Annotated in this window: 24 protein-coding genes and 1 pseudogene; 8 read left to right on the plus strand and 17 right to left on the minus strand. The window is 61.6% G+C overall.

Annotated features, from left to right (window positions below; all coding sequences use genetic code 11):
* The 11 genes and pseudogenes from BN60_RS17550 to BN60_RS17615 form a co-directional block, all read right to left on the minus strand.
* Nucleotides 1-1138 (minus strand): annotated as a pseudogene (locus tag BN60_RS17550) (hypothetical protein); the annotation flags it as partial.
* A 57-nt stretch (nucleotides 1139-1195) separates the two neighbouring features.
* Nucleotides 1196-2242 (minus strand): collagen-like protein, encoded by a 1047-nt coding sequence (locus tag BN60_RS29095; protein WP_051150151.1) that lies wholly within the window; start codon nucleotides 2240-2242, stop codon nucleotides 1196-1198.
* Nucleotides 2229-2909 (minus strand): phage portal protein, encoded by a 681-nt coding sequence (locus tag BN60_RS29890; RefSeq protein ID WP_245539872.1) that lies wholly within the window; start codon nucleotides 2907-2909, stop codon nucleotides 2229-2231. Before BN60_RS29890 ends, BN60_RS29095 begins: the two co-directional genes overlap by 14 nt.
* The gene (locus BN60_RS31490; protein ID WP_245539885.1) at nucleotides 2828-3619 is read right to left on the minus strand and encodes a hypothetical protein; all 792 of its coding nucleotides are present in this window, start codon (nucleotides 3617-3619) and stop codon (nucleotides 2828-2830) included. Before BN60_RS31490 ends, BN60_RS29890 begins: the two co-directional genes overlap by 82 nt.
* Before the next feature lie 33 nt (nucleotides 3620-3652).
* Complete coding sequence (locus tag BN60_RS17565; protein WP_020697426.1) at nucleotides 3653-3868, minus strand: phospholipase D-like domain-containing protein; 216 nt, start codon at nucleotides 3866-3868, stop codon at nucleotides 3653-3655.
* 641 nt (nucleotides 3869-4509) lie between these two features.
* On the minus strand, nucleotides 4510-4887 hold the full coding sequence (locus BN60_RS17570; protein WP_020697429.1) for a helix-turn-helix domain-containing protein: 378 nt from the start codon (nucleotides 4885-4887) through the stop codon (nucleotides 4510-4512).
* Between the two features lie 855 nt (nucleotides 4888-5742).
* A complete protein-coding gene (locus tag BN60_RS17590) occupies nucleotides 5743-7530 on the minus strand; it encodes a DNA methyltransferase (protein ID WP_020697433.1) in 1788 nt (595 codons plus the stop codon).
* 589 nt (nucleotides 7531-8119) lie between these two features.
* The gene (locus BN60_RS17595) at nucleotides 8120-9580 is read right to left on the minus strand and encodes an RAD55 family ATPase (RefSeq protein WP_020697434.1); all 1461 of its coding nucleotides are present in this window, start codon (nucleotides 9578-9580) and stop codon (nucleotides 8120-8122) included.
* On the minus strand, nucleotides 9580-10392 hold the full coding sequence (locus BN60_RS29100; RefSeq protein ID WP_020697435.1) for a hypothetical protein: 813 nt from the start codon (nucleotides 10390-10392) through the stop codon (nucleotides 9580-9582). The genes BN60_RS17595 and BN60_RS29100 overlap by 1 nt, the downstream gene beginning before the upstream one ends.
* A complete protein-coding gene (locus BN60_RS17605; protein WP_020697436.1) occupies nucleotides 10385-10573 on the minus strand; it encodes a hypothetical protein in 189 nt (62 codons plus the stop codon). Before BN60_RS17605 ends, BN60_RS29100 begins: the two co-directional genes overlap by 8 nt.
* A 593-nt stretch (nucleotides 10574-11166) precedes the next feature.
* A complete protein-coding gene (locus BN60_RS17615; RefSeq protein WP_020697438.1) occupies nucleotides 11167-11538 on the minus strand; it encodes a hypothetical protein in 372 nt (123 codons plus the stop codon).
* Nucleotides 11539-11845: 307 nt separating this feature from the next.
* Here BN60_RS17615 and BN60_RS17620 point away from each other — a divergent pair, with 307 nt between their 5' ends.
* Nucleotides 11846-12121: a hypothetical protein gene (locus BN60_RS17620; RefSeq protein WP_020697439.1), complete on the plus strand. Its 276-nt coding sequence runs from the start codon at nucleotides 11846-11848 to the stop codon at nucleotides 12119-12121.
* 239 nt (nucleotides 12122-12360) lie between these two features.
* On the opposite strand, the gene BN60_RS30500 is transcribed toward BN60_RS17620, so the two are convergent.
* Nucleotides 12361-12645, minus strand: a complete 285-nt coding sequence (locus BN60_RS30500; RefSeq protein WP_148283464.1) for a hypothetical protein — start codon at nucleotides 12643-12645, stop codon at nucleotides 12361-12363.
* Between the two features lie 91 nt (nucleotides 12646-12736).
* On the minus strand, nucleotides 12737-13015 hold the full coding sequence (locus BN60_RS17625) for a transcriptional regulator (protein WP_215905916.1): 279 nt from the start codon (nucleotides 13013-13015) through the stop codon (nucleotides 12737-12739).
* A gap of 29 nt (nucleotides 13016-13044) precedes the next feature.
* Between BN60_RS17625 and BN60_RS17630 the strand changes: the two genes are divergently transcribed.
* The gene (locus BN60_RS17630) at nucleotides 13045-13707 is read left to right on the plus strand and encodes a S24 family peptidase (RefSeq protein WP_020697441.1); all 663 of its coding nucleotides are present in this window, start codon (nucleotides 13045-13047) and stop codon (nucleotides 13705-13707) included.
* Nucleotides 13708-13796: 89 nt separating this feature from the next.
* Here BN60_RS17630 and BN60_RS17635 read toward each other — a convergent pair whose 3' ends face one another.
* Nucleotides 13797-14201, minus strand: coding sequence for a hypothetical protein (locus BN60_RS17635; protein ID WP_020697442.1), 405 nt, complete (start codon nucleotides 14199-14201; stop codon nucleotides 13797-13799).
* 137 nt (nucleotides 14202-14338) lie between these two features.
* Nucleotides 14339-14731: a hypothetical protein gene (locus BN60_RS17640; RefSeq protein ID WP_020697443.1), complete on the minus strand. Its 393-nt coding sequence runs from the start codon at nucleotides 14729-14731 to the stop codon at nucleotides 14339-14341.
* A 783-nt stretch (nucleotides 14732-15514) separates the two neighbouring features.
* Here BN60_RS17640 and BN60_RS17645 point away from each other — a divergent pair.
* Genes BN60_RS17645 through BN60_RS17660 form a run of 4 tightly spaced genes read left to right on the plus strand, consistent with a single transcriptional unit; the run spans nucleotide 15515 to nucleotide 17941 of the window.
* Nucleotides 15515-16207, plus strand: a complete 693-nt coding sequence (locus BN60_RS17645) for a hypothetical protein (protein WP_020697444.1) — start codon at nucleotides 15515-15517, stop codon at nucleotides 16205-16207.
* Between the two features lie 5 nt (nucleotides 16208-16212).
* Complete coding sequence (locus tag BN60_RS17650) at nucleotides 16213-16821, plus strand: hypothetical protein (RefSeq protein ID WP_020697445.1); 609 nt, start codon at nucleotides 16213-16215, stop codon at nucleotides 16819-16821.
* 51 nt (nucleotides 16822-16872) lie between these two features.
* Nucleotides 16873-17520 carry a hypothetical protein gene (locus tag BN60_RS17655; protein ID WP_020697446.1) on the plus strand — a complete coding sequence of 216 codons (648 nt, stop codon included), beginning with the start codon at nucleotides 16873-16875 and terminating at the stop codon, nucleotides 17518-17520.
* A 52-nt stretch (nucleotides 17521-17572) separates the two neighbouring features.
* Nucleotides 17573-17941, plus strand: coding sequence for a hypothetical protein (locus BN60_RS17660; RefSeq protein WP_020697447.1), 369 nt, complete (start codon nucleotides 17573-17575; stop codon nucleotides 17939-17941).
* Nucleotides 17942-18226: 285 nt separating this feature from the next.
* Here the strand turns inward: BN60_RS17660 and BN60_RS17665 are convergent, their stop codons facing one another.
* Both BN60_RS17665 and BN60_RS17670 read right to left on the minus strand, forming a co-directional pair.
* Nucleotides 18227-18532 (minus strand): hypothetical protein, encoded by a 306-nt coding sequence (locus BN60_RS17665; protein ID WP_020697448.1) that lies wholly within the window; start codon nucleotides 18530-18532, stop codon nucleotides 18227-18229.
* 96 nt (nucleotides 18533-18628) lie between these two features.
* Nucleotides 18629-18928, minus strand: coding sequence for a hypothetical protein (locus BN60_RS17670; RefSeq protein ID WP_148283466.1), 300 nt, complete (start codon nucleotides 18926-18928; stop codon nucleotides 18629-18631).
* A gap of 35 nt (nucleotides 18929-18963) precedes the next feature.
* On the opposite strand from BN60_RS17670, the gene BN60_RS30505 reads away from it, so the two are divergent.
* Complete coding sequence (locus BN60_RS30505) at nucleotides 18964-19260, plus strand: hypothetical protein (RefSeq protein WP_020697450.1); 297 nt, start codon at nucleotides 18964-18966, stop codon at nucleotides 19258-19260.
* Entirely contained in the window at nucleotides 19217-20314 is a 1098-nt protein-coding gene (locus tag BN60_RS17680; protein ID WP_083856168.1) for a tyrosine-type recombinase/integrase, read from the plus strand. The genes BN60_RS30505 and BN60_RS17680 overlap by 44 nt, the downstream gene beginning before the upstream one ends.
* Nucleotides 20315-20418 lie beyond the last annotated feature (104 nt).

A 20418-nucleotide genomic window follows, 5' to 3' on the forward strand; every position in this document is an offset into this window, starting at 1 on the left:
AGCGTCGACCGCAGACCGCGCCAGCCCCAGTTGCCACCTTCGGGGAACGGCATCTCGCCCAGCGGCCCGAAGATGCCGAGCTCGATGCCGCGCTCGACATCCAGCGGCTCCGCCACCAGCAGGTAGGCTTTGCCGCGATGCGCGGCGAGCTCCAGCGGCGACGCCCCCGCATTGAACGGCCAGGGCTCCAGCGGATTGCCGAGAACACCGACGCGATCAGGGTGTCGAGATCCTGCGAGCGGTCGCCCTCGCCGCCGGCCAGGAAGCGGCTCTCGCCGTTCGGCCCGATCAGCGCGACCGAGGAATAGCCGTCGCGCTGGTTGTTCCAGATGTCGCCGGACCAGGCGCGCGCCGGATCGATGGTGCCGCCGGTTGCCCGCAGCAGTTCGTCGATGACCCCCCAGGTGCGGGCGTAGCGGCCACCGATGGACTCGCCGCCATTGATCTCGGTGCTGTGAATCGTGGGCTTCTTCACCCCCGGGGTGAAGCGCGTGTTGGCGCCGGCCATGGGGTCCCACTTGTACTCCTCGCCACCGAACAGGCCGCCGAACAGCCCGCCGAGCAGGCCGATCACGGGACCGGCGATCTGACCGATACCGGGAATCAGCGAGACCGCGCCGCCGACCATCGAGGCGATGCCGCCGATGGTCTTGCCGGTGTTGCCCTTGGCATTGGCGAGCTGGAAAGCGCCCATGCCGATGCCGCCCAGCGCGCCGAGGCCCTGGCCCCACGTTGTGCCACCCAGGAAGCCCATGCCGCTGGGCGACATGCCCTGAGGCATCGCAGTGTTGGTCAAAGAGGCGACATCTGATGCCGTGTTGTAGGCGCCGTAGCCGCTGTTGAAGATCGGCCGATTGAGGAAGCCGAACATGGAGCTGTTGCCCATGCTGCCGAACGACGACAGGCCGCTACCGCCACCAATGCCGCCCAGGCCACCGCCGGCGCCTGTCGCCGCCGAACCATAGCCGAGGCTGGAGGCCGTCGACGGGCTGACCAGGCCAAGGGAACTCATGCTGGAAACAAGCGACCCCATCATGGGTCGGATAAGCGCCAGCGCCAGGAACTCGGCCACCATGCGCTTGGCGATCGCGATGCCGGCCTTGCCGAAATCCTCGACGGCGAGCTTGCCCTGCCCCAACCCGTCCAGCAGCTTTTCGACCCAATCGGCCGCCGTGGATTGGATATGCAGCCATGGCTACCGCATCAACCTGGAGAGAACCGGCGCGAAGTCGTGCTCGACTGCGCTGCCGTCGGCATTGCTCAGCGTGACCATGCCGGTTTCGTCGATAGCGATTCCTGTCACGGCCGGCCCGGGCTCGCCGCGAGCGCCACGCTCTCCTCGAGGACCCGGGATTCCCGGCTTGCCCGCCTTGCCGCGCATTACCAGCAACATCCAGCCCTCACCCGGACATGGACCGGGATCATCACGCCGTGCCACGAAGGCGCCGCCGTCGAGGGTCACGACATCGAGTCGGGCATAGGTCTCGTCGGCCGACCAGGTCGAGCGCAGATTGATCGAGCGGCCATCAAGGGCGGCCGGCACGATGCAGCGCCAGTCGTCATGTGGCGGCGCCTTCCCGGTGTCTCGCAGGGCCTGATACACGGCACCGGCATGAGTGACGACGTCTGCCTCGCGGTGGACGTGATCTTCCCAAGAGCCGACGGGCGGCAGCTTTCCGGGCGCACCTTCGACGCCGCGCTCGCCAGCTGGTCCCTGCTCGCCGCGCTCGCCAACTGGTCCCTGAATCCCGGCCGGGCCAACATCACCTCTTTCGCCTTGGGGGCCGATCTCGCCTCGCTCGCCCTGAGGCCCGGCGGGGCCGACCCCGCCGCGTTCGCCTTGAGGGCCAGCCTCGCCGGCTGGACCACGGTCACCAGCCACGCCCTGTGGACCCTGCTCGCCCCGTTCACCTTGCGGGCCGGCTTCGCCTTGCTCACCCCGCAGCCCACGCTCACCCTGCGGGCCCGCGGGACCCATCTCACCCTGAGGGCCCACAGGACCTGGCTCACCACGCTCCCCCGGCGTGCCGTCCCTGAGTTCCGCCAATCGTGCATCGACCTTGGCGCGCAACTCGGCCTGCAACTCCACGATCTGGGCCCGCAGCTCGGCGATCGTCCGCTGGGCGTCGGCCTGCAGCTGCCGGCTCTGCGCCTCGATGACCTCGCGCTCCCGACGCCATTCCCGGCGCTGGTCGGCGATGACCTGGCCGAGGGCTTCGCGCAGGGCGTCAGGCAACGGCACGGCGGTCGATTTCGTCCGCGGTGGCGAGGAGATCGCGGGCCGAGACGGCGACGACGTTTCGCTCGCTGTCGTCATCTTCGTCCTCATCCGTGGGGGTCTGGGGTGCCGTGACTGCCGGCTTCGCATTCGGATCCGGCGGCTGCAGGCTCGAGCCGTAGCTCAGCGGGACAACCTGCTGCTGTACCCGCGGCATTGCGCCGTGACCGCCCGGCACCACCGGCAGGTCTTCTTCGTTCCGGGCTTCATCGGAGCTCAGGATGCCGCCGATGACGCCGGCAGCAAGCGCCTCGATGCGCTCCTTGAACGAGCTGCGCATGAGGGCGTTCGTGTTGAATTCGAGATACTCGTCCGGGACACCCCCGAGACCGAACAGCAAGCCGAAGGCTTCCTCGATGTGGTTCAGCGCGAATCCGAGACCGCGCGACTTCCACGACGACATCAGAGCTTCGGTCGAGGCAAAGGGCGTGCCACCGAGGCCGAGGACCTGGAGCGGCATCTGGAACGCGAGCGCCACTTCCTCCTGCGAGATCTTCAGCAGGGCCGCGAGTTCGTTGTCCTTGGCGTCACCGGTGACGGCCTTTGCCTTCAGTCCCCATGCCAGGATGGGCGTGCCACCGGCGTTCTCACCCTGAGTTTGCAGGTTCCAAGTTTCCCGCAGTTCCGTGATCTGGTCGCGCGTAAGCTGCTGAGCGGCAGGCCATTCTCGCGCAGCGCCACCGGCACACCGCTGCTGTGCTTGAGGACCCCAGCCTCGTCGGCAGAGACATCGGCGGGGTGCGCCTTGGTGCCGTCGGCAAGGACGTACCAAGTATCGACATCGGGTCGGTTCATTGCCGGGCCTTTCGATTGAGCGGAGATGAATGATTGGGCGACCTTTCGGCCGCCCACCCGGATCAGTCGGCGACCACGATGTGGAATGCGCCGGACTTCGCGTTGCCACCCTGCGCGATCGCGATCTTCACGCGGTCGCGGCCAAGGGCGATGCGGTCGTTGACCGCCGTTCCGCCGGACGCATAGAGCGCGGCGACGCCGACGTTGGAGTCCCACCCATTCACCCCAGGACGCGTCGATGCTGGCGTTATCCGGCCGGCCACCACCTCGCTTGAACCCATAGTTCGACATCGCTGCGCCGAGCCCGGCGGTGCGCTGGCGCCAGGCGAACTCCATCTCCTTCTCGGCTTCCCGCTGCATCCCCGTGAGACGGTTGTGCCGCCACGCTTCGGACTGGCGCACCCTGGTAAGGTTCCGCCTGGTCTTCCGGGTGGCCTCGGGATCGTCGACGGCGATCTCGACCGTCGGACTGTGCGCTTCCTGCCAATCGAGGGCGTCACGACCGAAGCGCTTCCTGATCTTCTTGGACTTCTTGGCTTTTGCCACTGCTTGCTCCCATCGACGGAGGGGACCGTCGGATTACCGCTGCTTCTCGCAGATCCTATTGTGTTCGCCTTCGATGAAGTGCCGCGCGATGTCCGGCATCTCGTCGAGCTCCGCTTTCAGGAACACGATGACGCCGACCTGCCGTGCCTGGCGCACCAAGGCCTCGATGACCTCCGGTGACGTCGCGCTGGTCCCAATGTGGCGATCGAGGGAGGACCGGATCGGACGCCCGCCGTAGCGGTCGCTCACCGGATCGCTCCGCCCGCCAGGGCATCGATGGTCGCCTGCCCTCGCGCATCGATCGGCTTGCGGCTGACAAACTTGAGATGCTTCGCGCATGCCCAGCCGCCATTGCCTGGCGTGTTGAACAAGGCAACACCGTCGCGCGGACCGAACTTGCAGAGCCTGCAGAAGCTATCGTTGTCTGCAGACGTCCCAGCCCGTCGCGTCTTCCTCCTAGTCATCAGCCCTCGCCGGAGAATTGGAAGCTCCGGCTATTTAGGGGAAGGAGTGACTTGGGGTTTCAAGGTGTGACTTGGTGGACCTACGAGCGGTCCCTCTCACGGAGCCAGAACATCCACGCAACGCCGGCGCCGCCAAACAGGCCGAAGGCCATGACGACATACGGATTCAGATCCAGCCCGTAAGACCGATGCTCGTACGCGAAGGAGGAAGCAGCCATCCAGCCTACGAGCGCTCCAGTGCCAACCCACTGAAGTGCATTAGAGGAGCCACGCCTGCTGCGTTCTGTGTCTCGGCGCATCACTAGACGCATCTAGGAAGCGCTTCTCCGTCACAATAGCTGCATTTCTGCATACTTGGCGGCACTCTCTATCGCGGCGCCCGCAGCCAAAGCACTGCGCCAAATGCTGAATTGAGCACGAGTCCAATCACCCAACAGCTTTGATCAGATCGAGGATCTCGCGCCGGACGTTGGCCTTGCGAATCTTGTAGAACGCGCGGACCAGCTCCAGGGTCTCCCGCTTGGTGGAGACTCCTTCGTCGATCGTTTCCATTCGACGCCCGCGCTTCGAAGTTGTTTCAGCTTCAACCGCGCTTTCGAAGAAGAAGGAGACCGGCACATCCAGAACGGTCGCAAACTCGTACAGCTTGCTGGCGCTCGCCCGATTGGCACCGCGCTCGTACTTCTGAATCTGCTGGAACGTGAGACCGACCGCCTTGCCTAGAGCCGTCTGACTCATCCCCAGCAGAGCGCGGCGCTGCCTGATGCGGTTGCCGACGAGAACATCAACTGGATGCGAAGCCACAACAGTACCTCAAGATCAGCCAAACAGAAGCTCACTTCCTATTGAGGGAATTGGCGCAGCGAGTGCAAGCCTTCATTGCGCGTCAATTCTCCAGCTGCTCAATGTGTTAGCAGCTCGCTTCGATGCCTTGTCGTTACTTTCCTTTCGACTGTCGATCTCCAAGGCGCCAATTCCGAGCCGTTGCGCAGCCATGGCCATGTACCCCCGCGCCTCATCCGCCCACTGCTCGCTTGGATTCCTCTCTGCGGCCGCTGCTACGGCGCAACGCTCGACGGAAACTTCCCACCCTGCAAACATTCCGGAAAATGAATCTGGGAGGTGTCGAAGTGTTTCCGGAGAAGTTCCACGAGATCCAATGCAACGTAGCGGCCGTCCTTGCAGCGAGCCTCCAGCCCCGTGACGCTCAGGATGCCGTTGCCAAGTACCAGAACGTTCTCGCCGAGCTACGACGGAAAGGCGGCCCTCTCGATGACGGCACGCCTCAAGACGCTGCCTCAGTTCAAGCGAGAAGCCAGCGACAAGAGTAACGTATTGAATCCTTGGGAGCAGAAATTGCTCTTAGATTCCCTTCCGCTGCCGGTACGCATTCAACATCGCTGGCGTTATGTCAGCTGGGTAACAAAGGACCCCTTTCCCTCCGGCCCGGCTATATGCACTGCTCCCACCACATCGGGCGCCGTTGCTCTTCCGAAAATCGGGGCACGGGCACGCTCCGCGATAGCCCGCGATCGACTCTTGGATCATCTGCTTCTTGATGTCGTCGTCGGTAGCGCACTGGGCAATCGCGGGACTAGCAATAGCGGCCAAGAGAAACGCCGCAGCCGCCATCAGCACACCCATGACAGCCATAGCAAGCTAACTTCCGAACTGCATATACCTCGGATCAACAAACCCTTCCTTGTTCTTCAGCGTTCTGTTGCCCGTAAAAGAAAGCAAAAGTTGAAGCTGCTTAGGATCGTGTTTGCGACGCGTCGCGGCCCGCGGCCTCACCCCGGTAAGTGGCTCCGGCAATGGTGGCAGATGCGGAAGACGTCCAGCAAAGAGATCGGCCGCCGTCACAATCTGCAGTCTTGGAAGCCGACCATGTGCAGACTTCTTAACAAATCCGGCTGCGGTCGCTTCTGCAATCATTGACTGGGTCGGTTCCGCGAGCGTGATCAGAATGCCCATCTCAGCCTCCTCACGCTCGATCACGGCACGGAGTTCACGGACCATTGCGACGCCGACATTTTCACCACCTTTGACAGAAATGATGATGCGGCCGTGACCGTATGGACCGTTTGCAAATAGTGCGCTGCCATCGATACCGCGGTCCGGCCCGCGCTTTTCTTCACGGTAGCTTTGCGCCCCGACAAACCAGGCAGCCCACCATTGGAATTGATGCTTGTCACGCTGTGCCAACGCCCTGGCATCCGCTAGGGATGCGGGACGGCCATGTACCGTAAAGGCTGCGCTCCTGTCATGATCTTTGAGACGCTGCTCAATAAGTGTGACTGCGTAGTGTGTTACATCAATCCCGAGCCATTGGCGCCCGCTTTTGTGCGCGGCGTGGATGGTGGTTCCGCATCCGCAGAATGGGTCCAGTATGAGATCGCCTGGATTCGACGATGCCGAGATAATCCGTTCCAGAAGCGCTAGTGGCTTCTGTGTCGGGTAGCCGAGCCGCTCCTGTGTTCCAGCTATTATAGGCGTAACATCCGTCCAAAGGTCTTGGAGCGGCACACCCGGCATCTCATCTAAGTAACGCTTGTATTCGGGCATGCCTTCGAATGTGTGGCGCAGTCGCCCTTCCTTCGCGAACTGCTTCATGTTCGCTTTTGAATAGGCCCAGAAGCGGCGCTTGTAAGGTCTAACCGCCTTATATTCCCAGCCGGATCTAGGCCTGAGGTATTCGTCGTCCGTGTCAGCGGCCCATCGCTCGCGCGCGCCCAGCAATTTCTTGACTCGCCAATCGTACTCGACGTCACCACCTGGCTTGGCTGCCGTCAAATCGCCTCGCCTAAAGCGCCGCCCATTCTCATCCAAGAGACGATAGTCACGTTCGACATACGCTTCATCGTACGGCGTGTAGACATTGTTCCAAGTCCACTCGTCGCTCTTCGTATAGAAGAGGATTACATCGTGTATGTGTCCGTGCAGCTTGCGACCTTGTTTTGTGTCACTGTGCGCACTTGAACGCTTCCATATGATCTCGCTACGAAAGTTCTTCGGACCGAAAACTGCATCCAGAACAAGCTTGAGATAGTGACTCGCTGTCGGATCGCAGTGTAGGTAAAGCGAACCAGTCGGCTTGAGTGCTCGACGCAACTCGATAAGCCGAGCAGCCATCATGGTGATGTAGGCCATTATCGCCGACTCGCGAAGCCAGCTTCGCAGTCCGCGCATCACAAGCGAGACATCTTCATTGGCTGCAATTACGTCGTCGAATGCACGCTCGGCCGACGGTCCCCACGTCCAGGTATCGCAGAATGCTTCGGCTTGCGACTGCGTTGGGGCTCCACCGCGCTCTTTGAACAGCACATTGTAGCTGGCATTCGAGTTGAACGGCGGATCCAAATAGACGAGATCGACGGTCTCAGCCTTGATGTGGTCACGCAGAACTTCGAGATTGTCACCAAAATAGAGTTTGTTCTTTTTGGTCATAGCTCCCCCACTCTCGAAGTATGCACGGGGGATAAGTGCTGTCATCTGCGCAGTAGAGTAGTACGTTGCCCTGCAACCATACTATGTGTGAACGAACGCGAACTACCCAACGACTAGACTACCTAGATACGTCAGATACAAATTCGCTCGCCCTAGATAATGCTCGCTGCAGCGCACTCGTCTTGCCACCGCCGCTTGGTCCAGCCACCGCCCCTATCTGCCTCGCCTGTCTCTGCCGGATGATCGTACGCCGGCAGCACCCCAGCTCCCGCGCCAGCCTTCCATCCGTAGCCGGGAAGCCATCATCCATCTTTCCTGAGGAGCAGGCACGCTCCAAAAGGGCTGAGTCGGCATCGGTCCAAACCTTCCTCAACTGTCCCTCCGATTTGACAGGGAATTCGAGCGGCAGCACCGTGGGCCCTCCTTCATGGCTGCAGTGTGCAGCCGCCCTGTTGGGCTACTGGAAAGGAAAACCGTGACAGCCAAGATCGTGCTTTCGATCGGCGGTTGGCGGTTCAGGTTGGTCCTGAAGCTCCCGCTTAGATAACCGAGTCGGGTGGCGGCAGGTGAAATCAGCATGCCGCCACCTTCACGTCATCGCTCCATCATCTACGATCGTGTAGCGGCCATTGCTTTCGTTCCATTGGCCCTTAACAGTCCCTGGCCGGCCTATCTCGCTGTGGTACCGAGACTTTGCCACGATGATGCTGGTGGGCAGGCTGGGATCGGCGCCCTCGCGCCAGATCACGACGCCGAGGTCAGGCTTGTTGTACCAGTGGGCTGAGTCGGCAATGTCGTAGAGCGTCGGACACGGGTATTTGCCGTCCTGTTTGTTGCGCATCATTTTGGCCGGGTGTGCCACGACAATGATGTGGACCCGCTTGCTCTTGGCAAAGCGCTTCAGCGCCTTGATTGCCCAGCCTGTGTACTCGATCTGCGTCATCTCCTTCGGGCGAACGTGCTCAAGCTCGTTCCAGGGGTCGATGATGATCACGTGCGGGTCGAAGCGATGAACCGCCGCCGCCATCGTCTCCAGAAGCCATTCCAGGTTGGCGTCCGTATCGTCGTCCGGCACGAGAAAGCGGAAGTGTTTGTGAATGAAGGCATCGGCTGCCTCGCGCTCGGCCGGCGACATCATCTTCTCGAGCTTCTGGGCATGGAAGGTGCGCAGTGCGCGCCGATGATCGGGAACCGGCCGCTGCTCGAACGAACCGAAGATCGCCCGCCAACCATGACGCTGCGCCAGGCGGCAGACCGCTTCGTTGACGAACGATGTCTTGCCGTGCCCCGGAATGCCCGTGACGATCGTCAGGTCACCACGACGCAGGCGGAAGTGATCGTCCAGCCCCACAATGCCCGTGCCGACGGCTGGGTTGGAAGGCGGCTCCGGGAGTTCGGCCATGGCATAGATGTCCGGCACGGCAAGCCACTGCGCCCGCCGGATCGCCTCCTGGACGCCGCGGACGCCATACTCTCGCAGGGCCCCAGGCAGATCAGAGCAGCCCTTGGGATAGCGCACCCACTTGCAGCGGCTCTTACCGAACGCTGCAGCGATATCCTCGCGCAGGGCGTTTCCAGCATCGTCGTCGTAGGTGCAGAGGATGATCTCCCCGATGTCCTTCCAAAGCGGCTCGCTCTGCTCGACATAGGGCTGCCGCCGGCCGTCGGCCGAGGCGATGGGGATGCCGATGGAGCGCGAAAAGCCCGCCAGCAAAGCCGCCCAGCACCCCGGCTCGCCCTCGGCCACGATCAGCGGCTCGTTCACCAGCTCGGGATCGCGCAGGCTGTTCAGGTTGTAGAAGATCCCGCCCGGTCCGACCTGCGTTGCCTGTCCGAACCCGCCAGCCCCGACACTCACGCCCCGAAACTTGACGCTCACGATGTTCCGGCCGTCATGGAACGGAATGGCGAGTGTGCCCGCACGCTGCTTCGATTCACCGACGCCCAGGTTCAGCTTCAGGAACGCCTCGGCGTCGAAGCCGCGGGCCTCCAGCATAGCCAGCATCTCGGGCGACAGCGGCCCAATGGCGTCGATTGCATCGGCCAACATCACGGCTGGGCACTCCACCCGTCAGCGCGCGGAGCAGGCGCTCTTGCCCCAATGCTTCGCCGATCATCGTCGTAGTTGCCCTCCCGGACCTTCGTGAAGTTCGCGGATTTGATGAACCAGTCCAGCGTCCACGAGGTCATCTCGTCCCGGATGAAGCGCGAAGCCTCTGCCTTGCCCACCACGGCTTGGAAACCCTCCAGACCGCCGCTTTCCCGCAGTCGAGCTTTCAGGGCGGATCGTCGTTGATCCGTCAGTTTTGTCGCTTCAGGCCAGCGTGGATTACGCTTTGCAGCGGCGTTCCAGCACTGAAATGCCGCCAATTCGGGTGACTGATCGGGCGGCTCGTCGCCTAGATTCGAAGCGTTAGCTTCGATTTCCTCCTTCCCTCCTCCTTCTCTCCCCTCCATCTGCGTGGAAAGTTCGGAACCATCGCCCCCTTCATCTGGTTCCGGTTCCCCACTCGGCTTCTTTAAACCAACGTAAGTTCGGAACTCATCCGACATAGGATGGACCGAGTTCGGCTTCTTGGGGCGCTGATACTTCCTGAAGTTCCGAACCAAGCCGTAGTGAACGCCGCCGACTTCCACCTTCTTGATGGCATTAGCCGCCTCAAGCTCGGAAAGCAGCGCCCCTGTATCGACGTTGGCCGCGGGCAGCAGGCGCATTTTGAGGGTGATCGGCTTCCACTCGAATACGCCTTGATCGTCGCATTCGGTCCAGATGCCCATAAGGAAGACCTGTGCCTGGGGCGACAGCGTCACCATCGCTTCGTCGGTGAAGAAGCCAGGATGGATAGAGCGGATTCTAGCCATTGGCGTCTCCGTCCCGTTCACCCAAGCGGGCGACGACGCGGCGAACCACAGAGCCCAACGGCTGCCATTGGTCGAGCTGCCGATCGGTGCTCGGAATCTCCGGCTTCTTTACCTTGAAGCGGATTACGACCTCGATGATTTCGCCCGGTACGCCATACTCGCTTGCATCAAAGCGCTGCATTTTCTTGTTCTTTCCGTCGGAGGGACACGGAAACCGCCAAGCTCGGGACCGAGGTCTGGCGGCGGAGGTTCACACCTGAAACCGATTGCAGGCCGAGGGCCTTACGGACACCTCGCCTCCGCCATAAGGGAAGACAGCGTTCGGTTGGGAAGTGTGACGCTCCACAACTCCATAAATGCGAATGACCATCGACACGCCATCGCGAATTCGGTGGGCGTGTCAGGATAACCCGAAAGCTGGGGACAACGAGGCGTTCGCACAACGTCGGTTCGAGAAGCCGATGCCAACACTGGCGGCAGCGCTCTTTCAAGTGCACGAAATCTCCATATAAAAAGCGCTTATCCATGCGGCGCACCGTCCTGATCTGCGAGCAAGCGCTCCATGATCCGGCGGGTCACGGCGCCGAGGGGTTCCCATTGGCCGGACCGCTCGGAACTCACGATCTCGCGCTTCTTAGGCAGAGGCCTCGGTGCGACTGCATTGCACTTGCTGGGTTCGCCCTGCTCACTCGGATCGAAGTACTGCATCGTCAGTCCTTTCGCGCCGCGCCACCGCGGTTCAGGAGATCGTCCGGCCGCACCGCTTGCGGCAGGTCACGCGTCGCTGTCGCTCTCAGGCTCGTGGACCAGCGCGACAGCACTTCCGCCAGCCACAGCGCGGTCTTCCCGCGCCATTCGATAAGCCTCGCGTAGTTCATGAGCTTGTTCCTCGTGCCGTCGTTCTGCGGCCTTGAGCGCGTCCAGGCGCTGGTTGAGGGTCCGCCATTCGTCGGCGGTCACGACGCGAGCTTCGCAATAGAACAGCGCCTTCACCCGTCGGTGTTTCCACGAAAGGGTCCGCGCAACGCGGGAGATCCACGACTTTCTGTTGTCGTGGCGTTCGGGCGGGCAGGCCCGAAACATCAGCTCGGGGATTTGCGCGCTAGATTCCACGTGCTTGGACTCCTGGTCCAACCTCTTGGACATGCCTGCTCCTATGTTCGGTCCCGTGAACAGGAACCGACATCCCAGGAGAGACACCGAAGGCTTCGAACAGATCGGCTCGATCGTGCGTCGTGTGGTAGCGGACATGATCGAACAGCGAAGGGCGGCAGCGGCCGTTGGGGTTGAGGCCGCTGCCTTTGATCGGACTGGGGAGGGAGGGGCGTCCGATCAAGAAATCATCAGGTTCACGAATGGTCAGGCTCCCTCGCCACTGAGGCCATCGTGAAAGCTGGCGGTCGGTCGTCGGAGGCCGGCCGGCCGCCAGTTCCATTATTGGGGAGGAGAAGCCGTGCCGAAGCGGAAGAAGAGCACTGACGGGGATCGGGTCGCCATCGACTCCGCAGTGGGCATCTGCGGATGGCTCCTCGTCATCGAGGCCCTGCTTGTCATGGAACGTCGGGGCATCCTGAAGAGCAAGGACACCAAGCGCATCGTCATGGGCGCCCTCAGTTCTCTCGAACTGCTCGCGGCAGGCACCTTCCCTCACCCGGCCTTCGAGATCGCTCGAGAGATCTTGGCCGGTCAGATCGAGGGTTGGGAGGGTCTCAGGCGGGAGCCGCAGTGAGCCATTGCCAATTGGTGCTTGCGGCGTACGCCGTAGGGCACGCGGGGACCGAAGCTCGACGCCCCGGCCCCGCGCCGCCATCATCGGCATTGCGACACAACCGATGGAGGCAGGGTTGACTGAAGACGAACGGAACATGCTGATCGTCGCGGCAGGCGAAGGAATTGCGGCAACCCACTTGCTCCACAGACTCTTCACCGTGCTGTTGCAGAAGGGCGCAATCGGCGAGCAAGGTGTCGTCAACATTTGCGACCATGCCCTTTCTTCTTTGGAGAAGACTGCGACCCAGGGGTGGCCCGCTCTCCACGGGGAAGCGCTGCGGCACGCCCGAATGCGTATTGAGGTTCTGCGGAATGGCTTGTTTCGGCCGCCGTCTGAGCCGCAGATTGAGCCGCCTTCCACGTCCGGTATTCCTTCAGATCAGCCTCAATCTCCTCCGGGGTCCAGTAGCGGAAATTCTCGTTGAGGCAATCAATGAACTCTTCCGTGACCTCGGGTACGAGACGATCTGAAGGGGTGCTCATTGGCAGCCTCCAATGAAGCGCCAAATCTGGACCGCGCTGCTGATCGTCCAAAAACATGCGGCAACGAAAAGAAGGATCGCGAGTACGCACCTCATGCGGCCTTCCCGTGCTTGGGGGGCGTCTCCCCGAACACGTCAGGACGCAGCTCGTAGCGCGTGACCCTGCCGTCGGTCGCCTGTTCGATGGCCGCGCAGACCTCCGCGGGGACTTTCTTGTCTCGATGAATCCAGTTGCCGATCTGGCCTTGCTTCTTGCCGATCTTCTCGGCCAGCGCTCGCTGGCTCCCGGCTGAATCGATTGCTCGATGAAGGGCGTCGATACTCATGGGTGTGCAGTAAATACCCATTGGTATTCCACCGTCAATACCCAATGGTATTCTTCCTTGCAATACCATTCGGTATGACCCTCGGAGATCGCGTCAGAGACGAGAGAGTCGCCCGCGGCTGGTCTCAGAAGGACTTGGCCGCGCGGGTGACCGCACTTCGTCGACAGAAGACGACGCAAGTGGCGATCCACCACATCGAGAGCCGCGGCAACGTGATGCCTCGCTTTGTTGTAGAGCTTGCTCAGGCTTTGGAGGTGAACCTTGATTGGCTGCGGCTCAATAAAGGCCCTAAGAAGGGGAAAATCGAACGCCTTCCCGCGCCTGCTGAGCGCAAGTCCCAACAGACACCGATTCGGCACTATGTCGGCGCCGGCGATGAAATACACATCATCAATGAGGATGGCCCCATCGACGAGACGGACGCTCCGCCTGGATATGGCTGGGAGACCGGGGGCGCTGCGGTCGTTCGGGGCGATTCAATGCGACCCTATTTCGATCCCGGCGATATTCTATTTTTCCGCCATCGTCGTTCGCCACCGGCCAGCGCCAAAGCGCTGCCCGTTCGCCCGGTGATCGTTTACACCTCGTCCGGCGCGCTCTACGTGAAAAAGCTCCTACCGGGCACGAAGAAGGGACGCTTCCACCTTCTCAGCCTCAATCCGTTGACCCCTGCTCTTCAGGATCAGCCCGTCGAAAGCTTTGCCTACATCGAGTGGGTGAAGCCGCGCGCCATGTGATGGCAAACAGAGATTCCTCAAATCGGACCTTCGGCGCTCCCTCTTGGATGGATGAGGCGTACATTCAACATGCCGAGAGCGTTGGACAACTAGTCGTAGCTTGGGCGCGACTGCACGAGCACCTCGGGCAATTGTTCGCCTATCTGGTAGCGACACATTCGCCCCATCGCGGATGGGCAGCTTGGCACGCCATTTATAGCGATTCCCAGCAGCGATCCTGCCTCCGCGCCGTTACTCGGGAAGTTTACAAGGACAAAACCGAGCCCATGCGCGAGGAGATTGAGTGGGTCCTTACCGAGATCGGAAGGCTCATCGACGATCGAAACAGTGCTGTTCACGTGGCCGTTCAATTCGGTTTGAACAAGAGCGAGGATGGCCTTCAGATGATCCCCGTTGACGACAGCGGCAATCCAAAGGCTGTGCCGTTGGTCGGGAAAGACCTTGGAGCCGTCTTCGAAGCGGCAACTCAAAAGATCAGTCGCCTCTCCCTGCACGCTCAGGCGCTAGCTCCCTTTCTGCGCTCAGTTCCATTTCACGCGACAACGGGGCCACTGCCTCAGAGACCTCCCGAGCCCACAGCTCCGCATTCCCACGATCGAAGAACGCAGGACAGCGGCGAGTAGCTTAAGACTCAGCGATCAACGAGGCGGATCCCTTTAGCTGACACAATGTGCCACTCAACGTCGTCTCCAACCTTTGGCTGAGATCGGCCAAATGCCGAAGGGGGCAGAGACACGCGCACCGTTTCGTCGATGTGAAGCGTCAACCCACTGTCGCCGGAAAATGCCGCCTGTTCTGCTCCCTTGGCCTTCACCGCATAGGAAAAGCTTGTAACGATGTAGGCTGACGAAACGCCCACGATATCTGCATAGAAACCAATGCCCAAATTGACGCCGTTGGAATAGTAGGCATTGAAGAAGCCTCGACCAGAGATGCTGTTCGCAGGGATTTCCCGCTCATGCTTAAGTAGGCAAAAGCGTAGCGCCTGCTTCTCGCCTACCAAGGGAGTAGCGGCCTTGGCCATACATCTCGCGACTCCGATCTGTGTGCCTTCGTAGTACCAATCTTCAATTTTCTCGCATCCGCTTAGCGTTATTACCAGAGATGTCGCCAGTATTCCGGACTTCGCCAGCCGCACTGCGCTACTTCCCCTCATAGGGATATCGGCCCAGCCGCGCGACGAAACGCGAGACCGTTAGGCACAACCCATAGGACCGCAAGTAAAGATTGCCACCACCGCATGCGGTAAGATTCGCATTGGGACTAGAGGAAGCACCCTCTTACCATTTCGGCGATCTCTTGCCAGTCTGCCCACTGTAGGGGTTGGTATTTCCGCGGCTGCCGTAGTTGTCGTACTGCGTGCCGTTCGGATTCGTCCGTTGATGAGGGCTCACGTAGTTTCCATCGCGCGTAGTATAGCCGCCTACCGAATTGCTGCTCGGATTGCTGCCCGTACCGTAGGTCGGGTATCCCCCGCTTCGGCCTGATCCGCTCCCGTAGCTGGACTGGGCCATGGACGGAGAGGCCACAAAGCCAAGAAGTGCAATAATCACCAAACCTTGTGTCTTCGCCATTTCTCTCTCCTGCAGATCAACCTATAGCGGCAGAAATTCCCCGTGCCACCACCGCATGGGCGAAACTAACATTAAAGCAGATACCTATTGGTATTGACTGATTAATACCAATTGGTATTATCCCTCTCATCAAGACGGGAGTGAGAGATGGCACGGACAGCCTTACCACCGCACTAGCGTCGTTGAACGCCACGCTGCCGCCGAACCAGTTTTTAACCGAGGGGATCAGTCAAATGCCCGACACATTCACACCCGATCAGTTCAGCCAGACACAGCCGATCACGCCGGCCGGCGGCACGCCGTGCGCCAAGGCCGCCGGGAAGGGCAAGCGATCAGCCCGGAAAGTCGGCCGTCAGCCGGCGACGCTCCCCGACGATCTGCGAAGCGAAGTCTGGTGGAAGGCCGGTGAGATCGACCGCGATGCACATCAGGCCAGCACCGTCTTCGGCATGGTGTGGGAGATCATGGAGGATATCTCCAGCCACGCGGTCCATGCCGAGGCGCGAGGAGACAAGTCCCTTCTGACGGCGTCAGATCGCCTCTACGTCCTCCTCAATGGCGTCGAGGATCGCCTCGGAACCATGCGCAAAGCCGCCGGGGTGATCACGCAGCTTTCCGGCAAGACGCCGACAGGGCTCGCTGACCTGAGCGATGATCCCGTCGCTCAGCGCTATCGCGAGTATCGTGCGGCGGAGGCTGCCGTGAATGCTCCCGAGCATACGGCCGACGAAAGCCCCGAAATCGACGCTTACCACGCTGCTCAGGACAGGTTCATTGCTGCGCCGGCGACGTCGCTACTCGGCGTTCTGCTCAAGCTCGAACTCGTGGCAGAGATCGAAGATCTTGAACACGAGGACACCATCAAGAACTGCGTCATCCTTGGTCTGATCAAGGATCTTCGCGCAGTCCTCGGCCGCACGGAGTAGTCGCCATGCCCGATACATTTTTCAGCGGCGACTTCAGCGGGACTTCGGTGCAGCCGTTCCCGATGAGCCCGACGGAGCTCGTGAATTGCATGGTCGACGCCGTGCAGTCGGCAACCGACGACAAGGGAGACATCGTTTCAAAACCAAAAGCGGTGAAGGCCCTGCTTCCATTGATCGGTACCTACACCGTTGCGGACGCCGCTATGGTCCTGCCGCTCTTCCACGGGGCCTTGGCTGTATGGCCTGCGCTGACCGACGAGGGAGACGAATGCCCTCGGTTCAATACGCTGTGCCACGTGTCATGGCTGTTGGAGGAGTTCGCTTGTCTGGCTGAGGCATCAGGCCCGCTCTGTATCACGGGTCGCCTGTACCTGCTGGAGCAGGCGGCCGCAGATGATGCCTGGGCCCTACCACACCCGGTAGACGCGTTGCGGCGCACCAGAAATGACACCATGACACAAAGCAGTGGCCGATTTAGTCGCGAGACATTCGGCGGGTTGGAGACCAAATCTGGCGTTCCGAGTTGGCTTCACCGTGCACAACCGAAAGACGGTGACGTCGACTACGACGAGCTGCGCAATCTGTTCGGCACTCCCCGTCCACAGTCCAACTGATCACATCGGGCGCTCGGTCGCCCACGCTCACCCCCCCATTTGGAGCTACACATGCCCGATACACTGATTCAGCCCGAAACCCTCGCCTCTCAGCCCGCGCCGGCGAAGCGCTGCGCCAAGAAGCGTTCGGCTATGCCGAAGTTCAGCAATCCGACTGAGCTGGTGGAGCGCATTCTCCAGGCAATCAAGCCGACGCTTGGCGACGAAGGAGAAATGGAATCTATGCCCGTGTCCGCCAAGGCACTGGCATCCGTGGTTGGCGACTACACAGTGGCCGATGCGGTCTACGCGATTTCACTGCTCAAGGTCGCTATCAGGACCACAGACGGCGAAGCATGGGAGTTGGAGGGCGGTGGGCGCTGTTCCCGCTCCGATGCATTGTGCTCGGCGCTCTTCATCCTCGAGGACTTTGCCTCGACGGCAAGATCGTCCGGGCCATCGTGTGTGAGCGCCCGCGCGTATCTGCTCGAGACAGCAGCGGAGGACGCCACGCTCGGCGAACAGCACGCCGCAGCGCGTTCCATGCTGCAGGATACGGCCAACCTGCGTTCTGGTGATTTCTGGGGCGAGACATTTGCTGGCTGCACTGAGCCTGCCGGCTGTCCTTGGTGGCTGATGAAAGCCGCAGAGCGCCGGGACGGTTCTGTCGATGGCGACGAACTGCGGTCGCTGTTCGAAGAGTTCCGCAACAAGAGCTGATCACGTCGAGCGCTCGGACATCCGCGCTCAACCAACCCCATTGGAGATCATCATGCCGGATACACTCGTCTCTACTCAGGTCCTGAGCAATCGTCGACCGCCGAAAGCGGGCCCCAGCAAGTCGGTCCGCGAGCTTTGGAATGCTTGCCAGGATCGATGGAAAGACATCGCTGATGCATCGAAAGCCTGCGACGCTGCGATGCGGGCTGGCGACGACAAGGCCGAGCAGGAAGCCGAGAAGCACATGGCGACTTGCAGCGACGCCTACGATACTGCGCGCACCGCGTTCCTGGCGTCCCCGGCGCGGACCGTCGACGACGCTGTTTGCAAGATCGCCTACTTGCTGGACCAGACGGAAATCAGAGTCACCCACGCTGATGAGCTGCGGGAAGTGCTCCGCGTGCTCCAGAAGCTGAACTAGCGACACGGGCGCTCGGGCAACCGGGCGCCCCCTCCCACCATGACCAGCGCCACCGCTCCCTTCGTCGCCGTTAAGAATGCGAATGCTTCGCACCGCTATGCGTCGCAACGCGGCTATGGTTCGTATCGGATGCAATTTGCATTGCTCGCCATCGAACGGAAGTCCTATCGTTTCATTGCGCGTGACGGCTTAGGCCGTTCCGGCGCGGGCACCCACCCCCGCCGTCCGCCAGATTTCCCACCCACAACTCACAAATCTGGCGGGCGCGCACCTTTGGGAGTCGCTCTACGCTCTGCCGATGATGTGAGCGAGCTGCACGCGCAGTTCCGCCGTCTCCATGACGTCGTTCGTGGACGGCAGGTCCGCAAAGCGGGCCGGTATCGGCGCAAGCTGCTCTGCGCGCCTCAGAGAGGCGTCGGCCTCCTCCCACAGCCCTTCCTTCAGGCATCCAAGGAAGCTCTGAAGGTGGAAGCTCTCGCGCCGGTTCAGCGGGCGCTTATGGCCGTCGACGGCGTTCAGAAACCTTCCAAACCGGCGCGTGAGTTCGTGGAGTTCGCGCGGCGGGCCCTCGGTTTCGATCGCTGTGCTCATGCCGAAATGGATGCCACAGGACGTCGGCGAGGAGAAGCCGCGCCCGCTACCGAGCTGCCTTTGTGCAGGGCCTCTGCTCCGGCACAGCTCGCGGCCTCAGCCTTCGTTGGCAAGCACCAGCTTGAGCCGCGCAGCCAGCGTGCCGACATCGATAGGGCCGCCGCGCCGCATGTAATTCCGGGGCTCGAACAGGTCTCTGCGCTCGGCGTTCAGCACCATCCATTCGCAGTCCGAGAAGTGCCCGCCCTGAAGGTGGTCCATGGCATCGAGGAGCTTGTCCACCTGATAGCCGGTAAGGCCCTGAACGGGGTCGGCCCGATGCAGATCAAGCAGACGCTCGATGCGCTGGCTCAAGTCACGGCGGGCTGTAGGAACGGATTGCGGCGACTGGGTCATGACGACGGCTTTAGCCCAAACCGGAGGTCGCTGTAATGGCGGCACGAGAGATCATCTCGTTGAGCGACTGTGGACTACTCACGCGCCGCAACGCCATGCGCTGGTGTGGCCAGATCGGCGACGAGCGGTTCGACCGCGAGGTGTCGCCCTATTGCGCACCCCGCTACATCGGCCAGGAGCGATTCTACGACCTGGACGACCTCAAGGCCTGGAAACGGGGCCTGCCCGTTGACCGCCTCGGCCGGCCCACGCAGGCTCCGGTGGAAGACGACTGGGATCGGCTACGGAATGACCTTCATAAAAATAGGCGGAATCAAGCTCGTCCGCGCTAACGGGGCGATCTATCGCTACCATCGCGCTACCGGCAAGCGGATCATGGCCGATCCCGACACCCAGCAGGAAGCGTTTCTCCTGGAGGTCAAAGGGCTCGAATCCGAGATTGCTGCGCGCGCCCTGCCGCCCGATCCCAAGCCCGGCAGCCTTGGCGGCCTGTTCACCCTCTACAGGACGTCGCCGGAGTACCTGCAGCTCGAAGAGCCGACCAAGAAGAGCTACCTGCGCGCCATGGATGCGCTGCGCACCTTCGATGCGAAGCCGCTTCCCAACATCGACCAGCCTTGGGTGCTGAAGACACGCGACGCGGTGTTCGATGCACGGGGGCGCTGGCTGGCCAACATGGTCGTGGCCGTGCTGTCGGTGGTGCTGGGCTGGGGCATGCCGCGCGGGATCACCACAGTGAACGCCGCCAAGGGCATCCCCAAGATCCGCCGGCCGAAGAACAAGGGCGTTGCGAACAAGTCCTGGCGGCCGGCCGAGGTCGAGGCGTTCATGAAGGCAACCCGCTCGCTGAAGTTCGGCGGCAGCGGCCTCCGCAAGGCCGTGGCGCTCGCCTACTACGGCGGGCTGCGAAAGGCCGATGTCGTGCGGGTGCCCAAGGTCGCACGCCGGGACGGCACGATCGACATGGACATGATCAACAAGAACGGCTCGGAGCTGAGCATCTTCGAGGCCAAGCGCCTGACGGCGATCCTGAACGAGCCTGATGAATTCCAGATGGGACGAGCGGCCAAGCGCGACAATCGCAAGCCAGACGGCACGCTCGTGCTCAATCGCATCGGCAAGAAGTACACCGAAGATGGGCTCGACTCATCGTTCGATCGCGTGAAGCGCGCCCTGGTGAAGGAAGGAAAGATCCGGCCCGGCCTCACCTTCCACGGCCTGCGCAAGAGTCTCGGCAGGAAGGCTGCGGATATGGGCTTCAGCGAGAACGATATCGCCGGCGCGCTCGGCCATACGAACCCGGCAAGCGCGCGGCCGTACACGATTGAAGCCGCGCGAAGGAAAGGCGCGGCACGCGTGTTCAAGGCCCTCAGCAAACGCCAGTGAACAGGAACAGAACGAGATTTTGGAAAAAACCTGCGATCAATCTTGGAAAAAACGCGTTTTGGTGATCCAAGAAGTTGCTCGCGAGAGAGGCCTAAAACGTTGGC

The sequence above is a fragment of the Reyranella massiliensis 521 genome, from assembly GCF_000312425.1.
GTDB classification, from domain to species: Bacteria; Pseudomonadota; Alphaproteobacteria; order Reyranellales; family Reyranellaceae; genus Reyranella; species Reyranella massiliensis.

Coding starts and splice junctions, on each gene's coding strand:
- BN60_RS17590 (WP_020697433.1), bottom strand. CDS start 7,530: ATGACCAAAAAGAACAAACTCTATTTTGGTGACAATCTCGAAGTTCTG.
- BN60_RS17595 (WP_020697434.1), bottom strand. CDS start 9,580: ATGTTGGCCGATGCAATCGACGCCATTGGGCCGCTGTCGCCCGAGATG.
- BN60_RS29100 (WP_020697435.1), bottom strand. CDS start 10,392: ATGGCTAGAATCCGCTCTATCCATCCTGGCTTCTTCACCGACGAAGCG.
- BN60_RS17605 (WP_020697436.1), bottom strand. CDS start 10,573: ATGCAGCGCTTTGATGCAAGCGAGTATGGCGTACCGGGCGAAATCATC.
- BN60_RS17615 (WP_020697438.1), bottom strand. CDS start 11,538: ATGTCCAAGAGGTTGGACCAGGAGTCCAAGCACGTGGAATCTAGCGCG.
- BN60_RS30500 (WP_148283464.1), bottom strand. CDS start 12,645: ATGAGCACCCCTTCAGATCGTCTCGTACCCGAGGTCACGGAAGAGTTC.
- BN60_RS17630 (WP_020697441.1), top strand. CDS start 13,045: ATGACCCTCGGAGATCGCGTCAGAGACGAGAGAGTCGCCCGCGGCTGG.
- BN60_RS17640 (WP_020697443.1), bottom strand. CDS start 14,731: ATGGCCAAGGCCGCTACTCCCTTGGTAGGCGAGAAGCAGGCGCTACGC.
- BN60_RS17645 (WP_020697444.1), top strand. CDS start 15,515: ATGCCCGACACATTCACACCCGATCAGTTCAGCCAGACACAGCCGATC.
- BN60_RS17650 (WP_020697445.1), top strand. CDS start 16,213: ATGCCCGATACATTTTTCAGCGGCGACTTCAGCGGGACTTCGGTGCAG.
- BN60_RS17655 (WP_020697446.1), top strand. CDS start 16,873: ATGCCCGATACACTGATTCAGCCCGAAACCCTCGCCTCTCAGCCCGCG.
- BN60_RS17660 (WP_020697447.1), top strand. CDS start 17,573: ATGCCGGATACACTCGTCTCTACTCAGGTCCTGAGCAATCGTCGACCG.
- BN60_RS17665 (WP_020697448.1), bottom strand. CDS start 18,532: ATGAGCACAGCGATCGAAACCGAGGGCCCGCCGCGCGAACTCCACGAA.
- BN60_RS17670 (WP_148283466.1), bottom strand. CDS start 18,928: ATGACCCAGTCGCCGCAATCCGTTCCTACAGCCCGCCGTGACTTGAGC.
- BN60_RS30505 (WP_020697450.1), top strand. CDS start 18,964: ATGGCGGCACGAGAGATCATCTCGTTGAGCGACTGTGGACTACTCACG.
- BN60_RS17680 (WP_083856168.1), top strand. CDS start 19,217: ATGACCTTCATAAAAATAGGCGGAATCAAGCTCGTCCGCGCTAACGGG.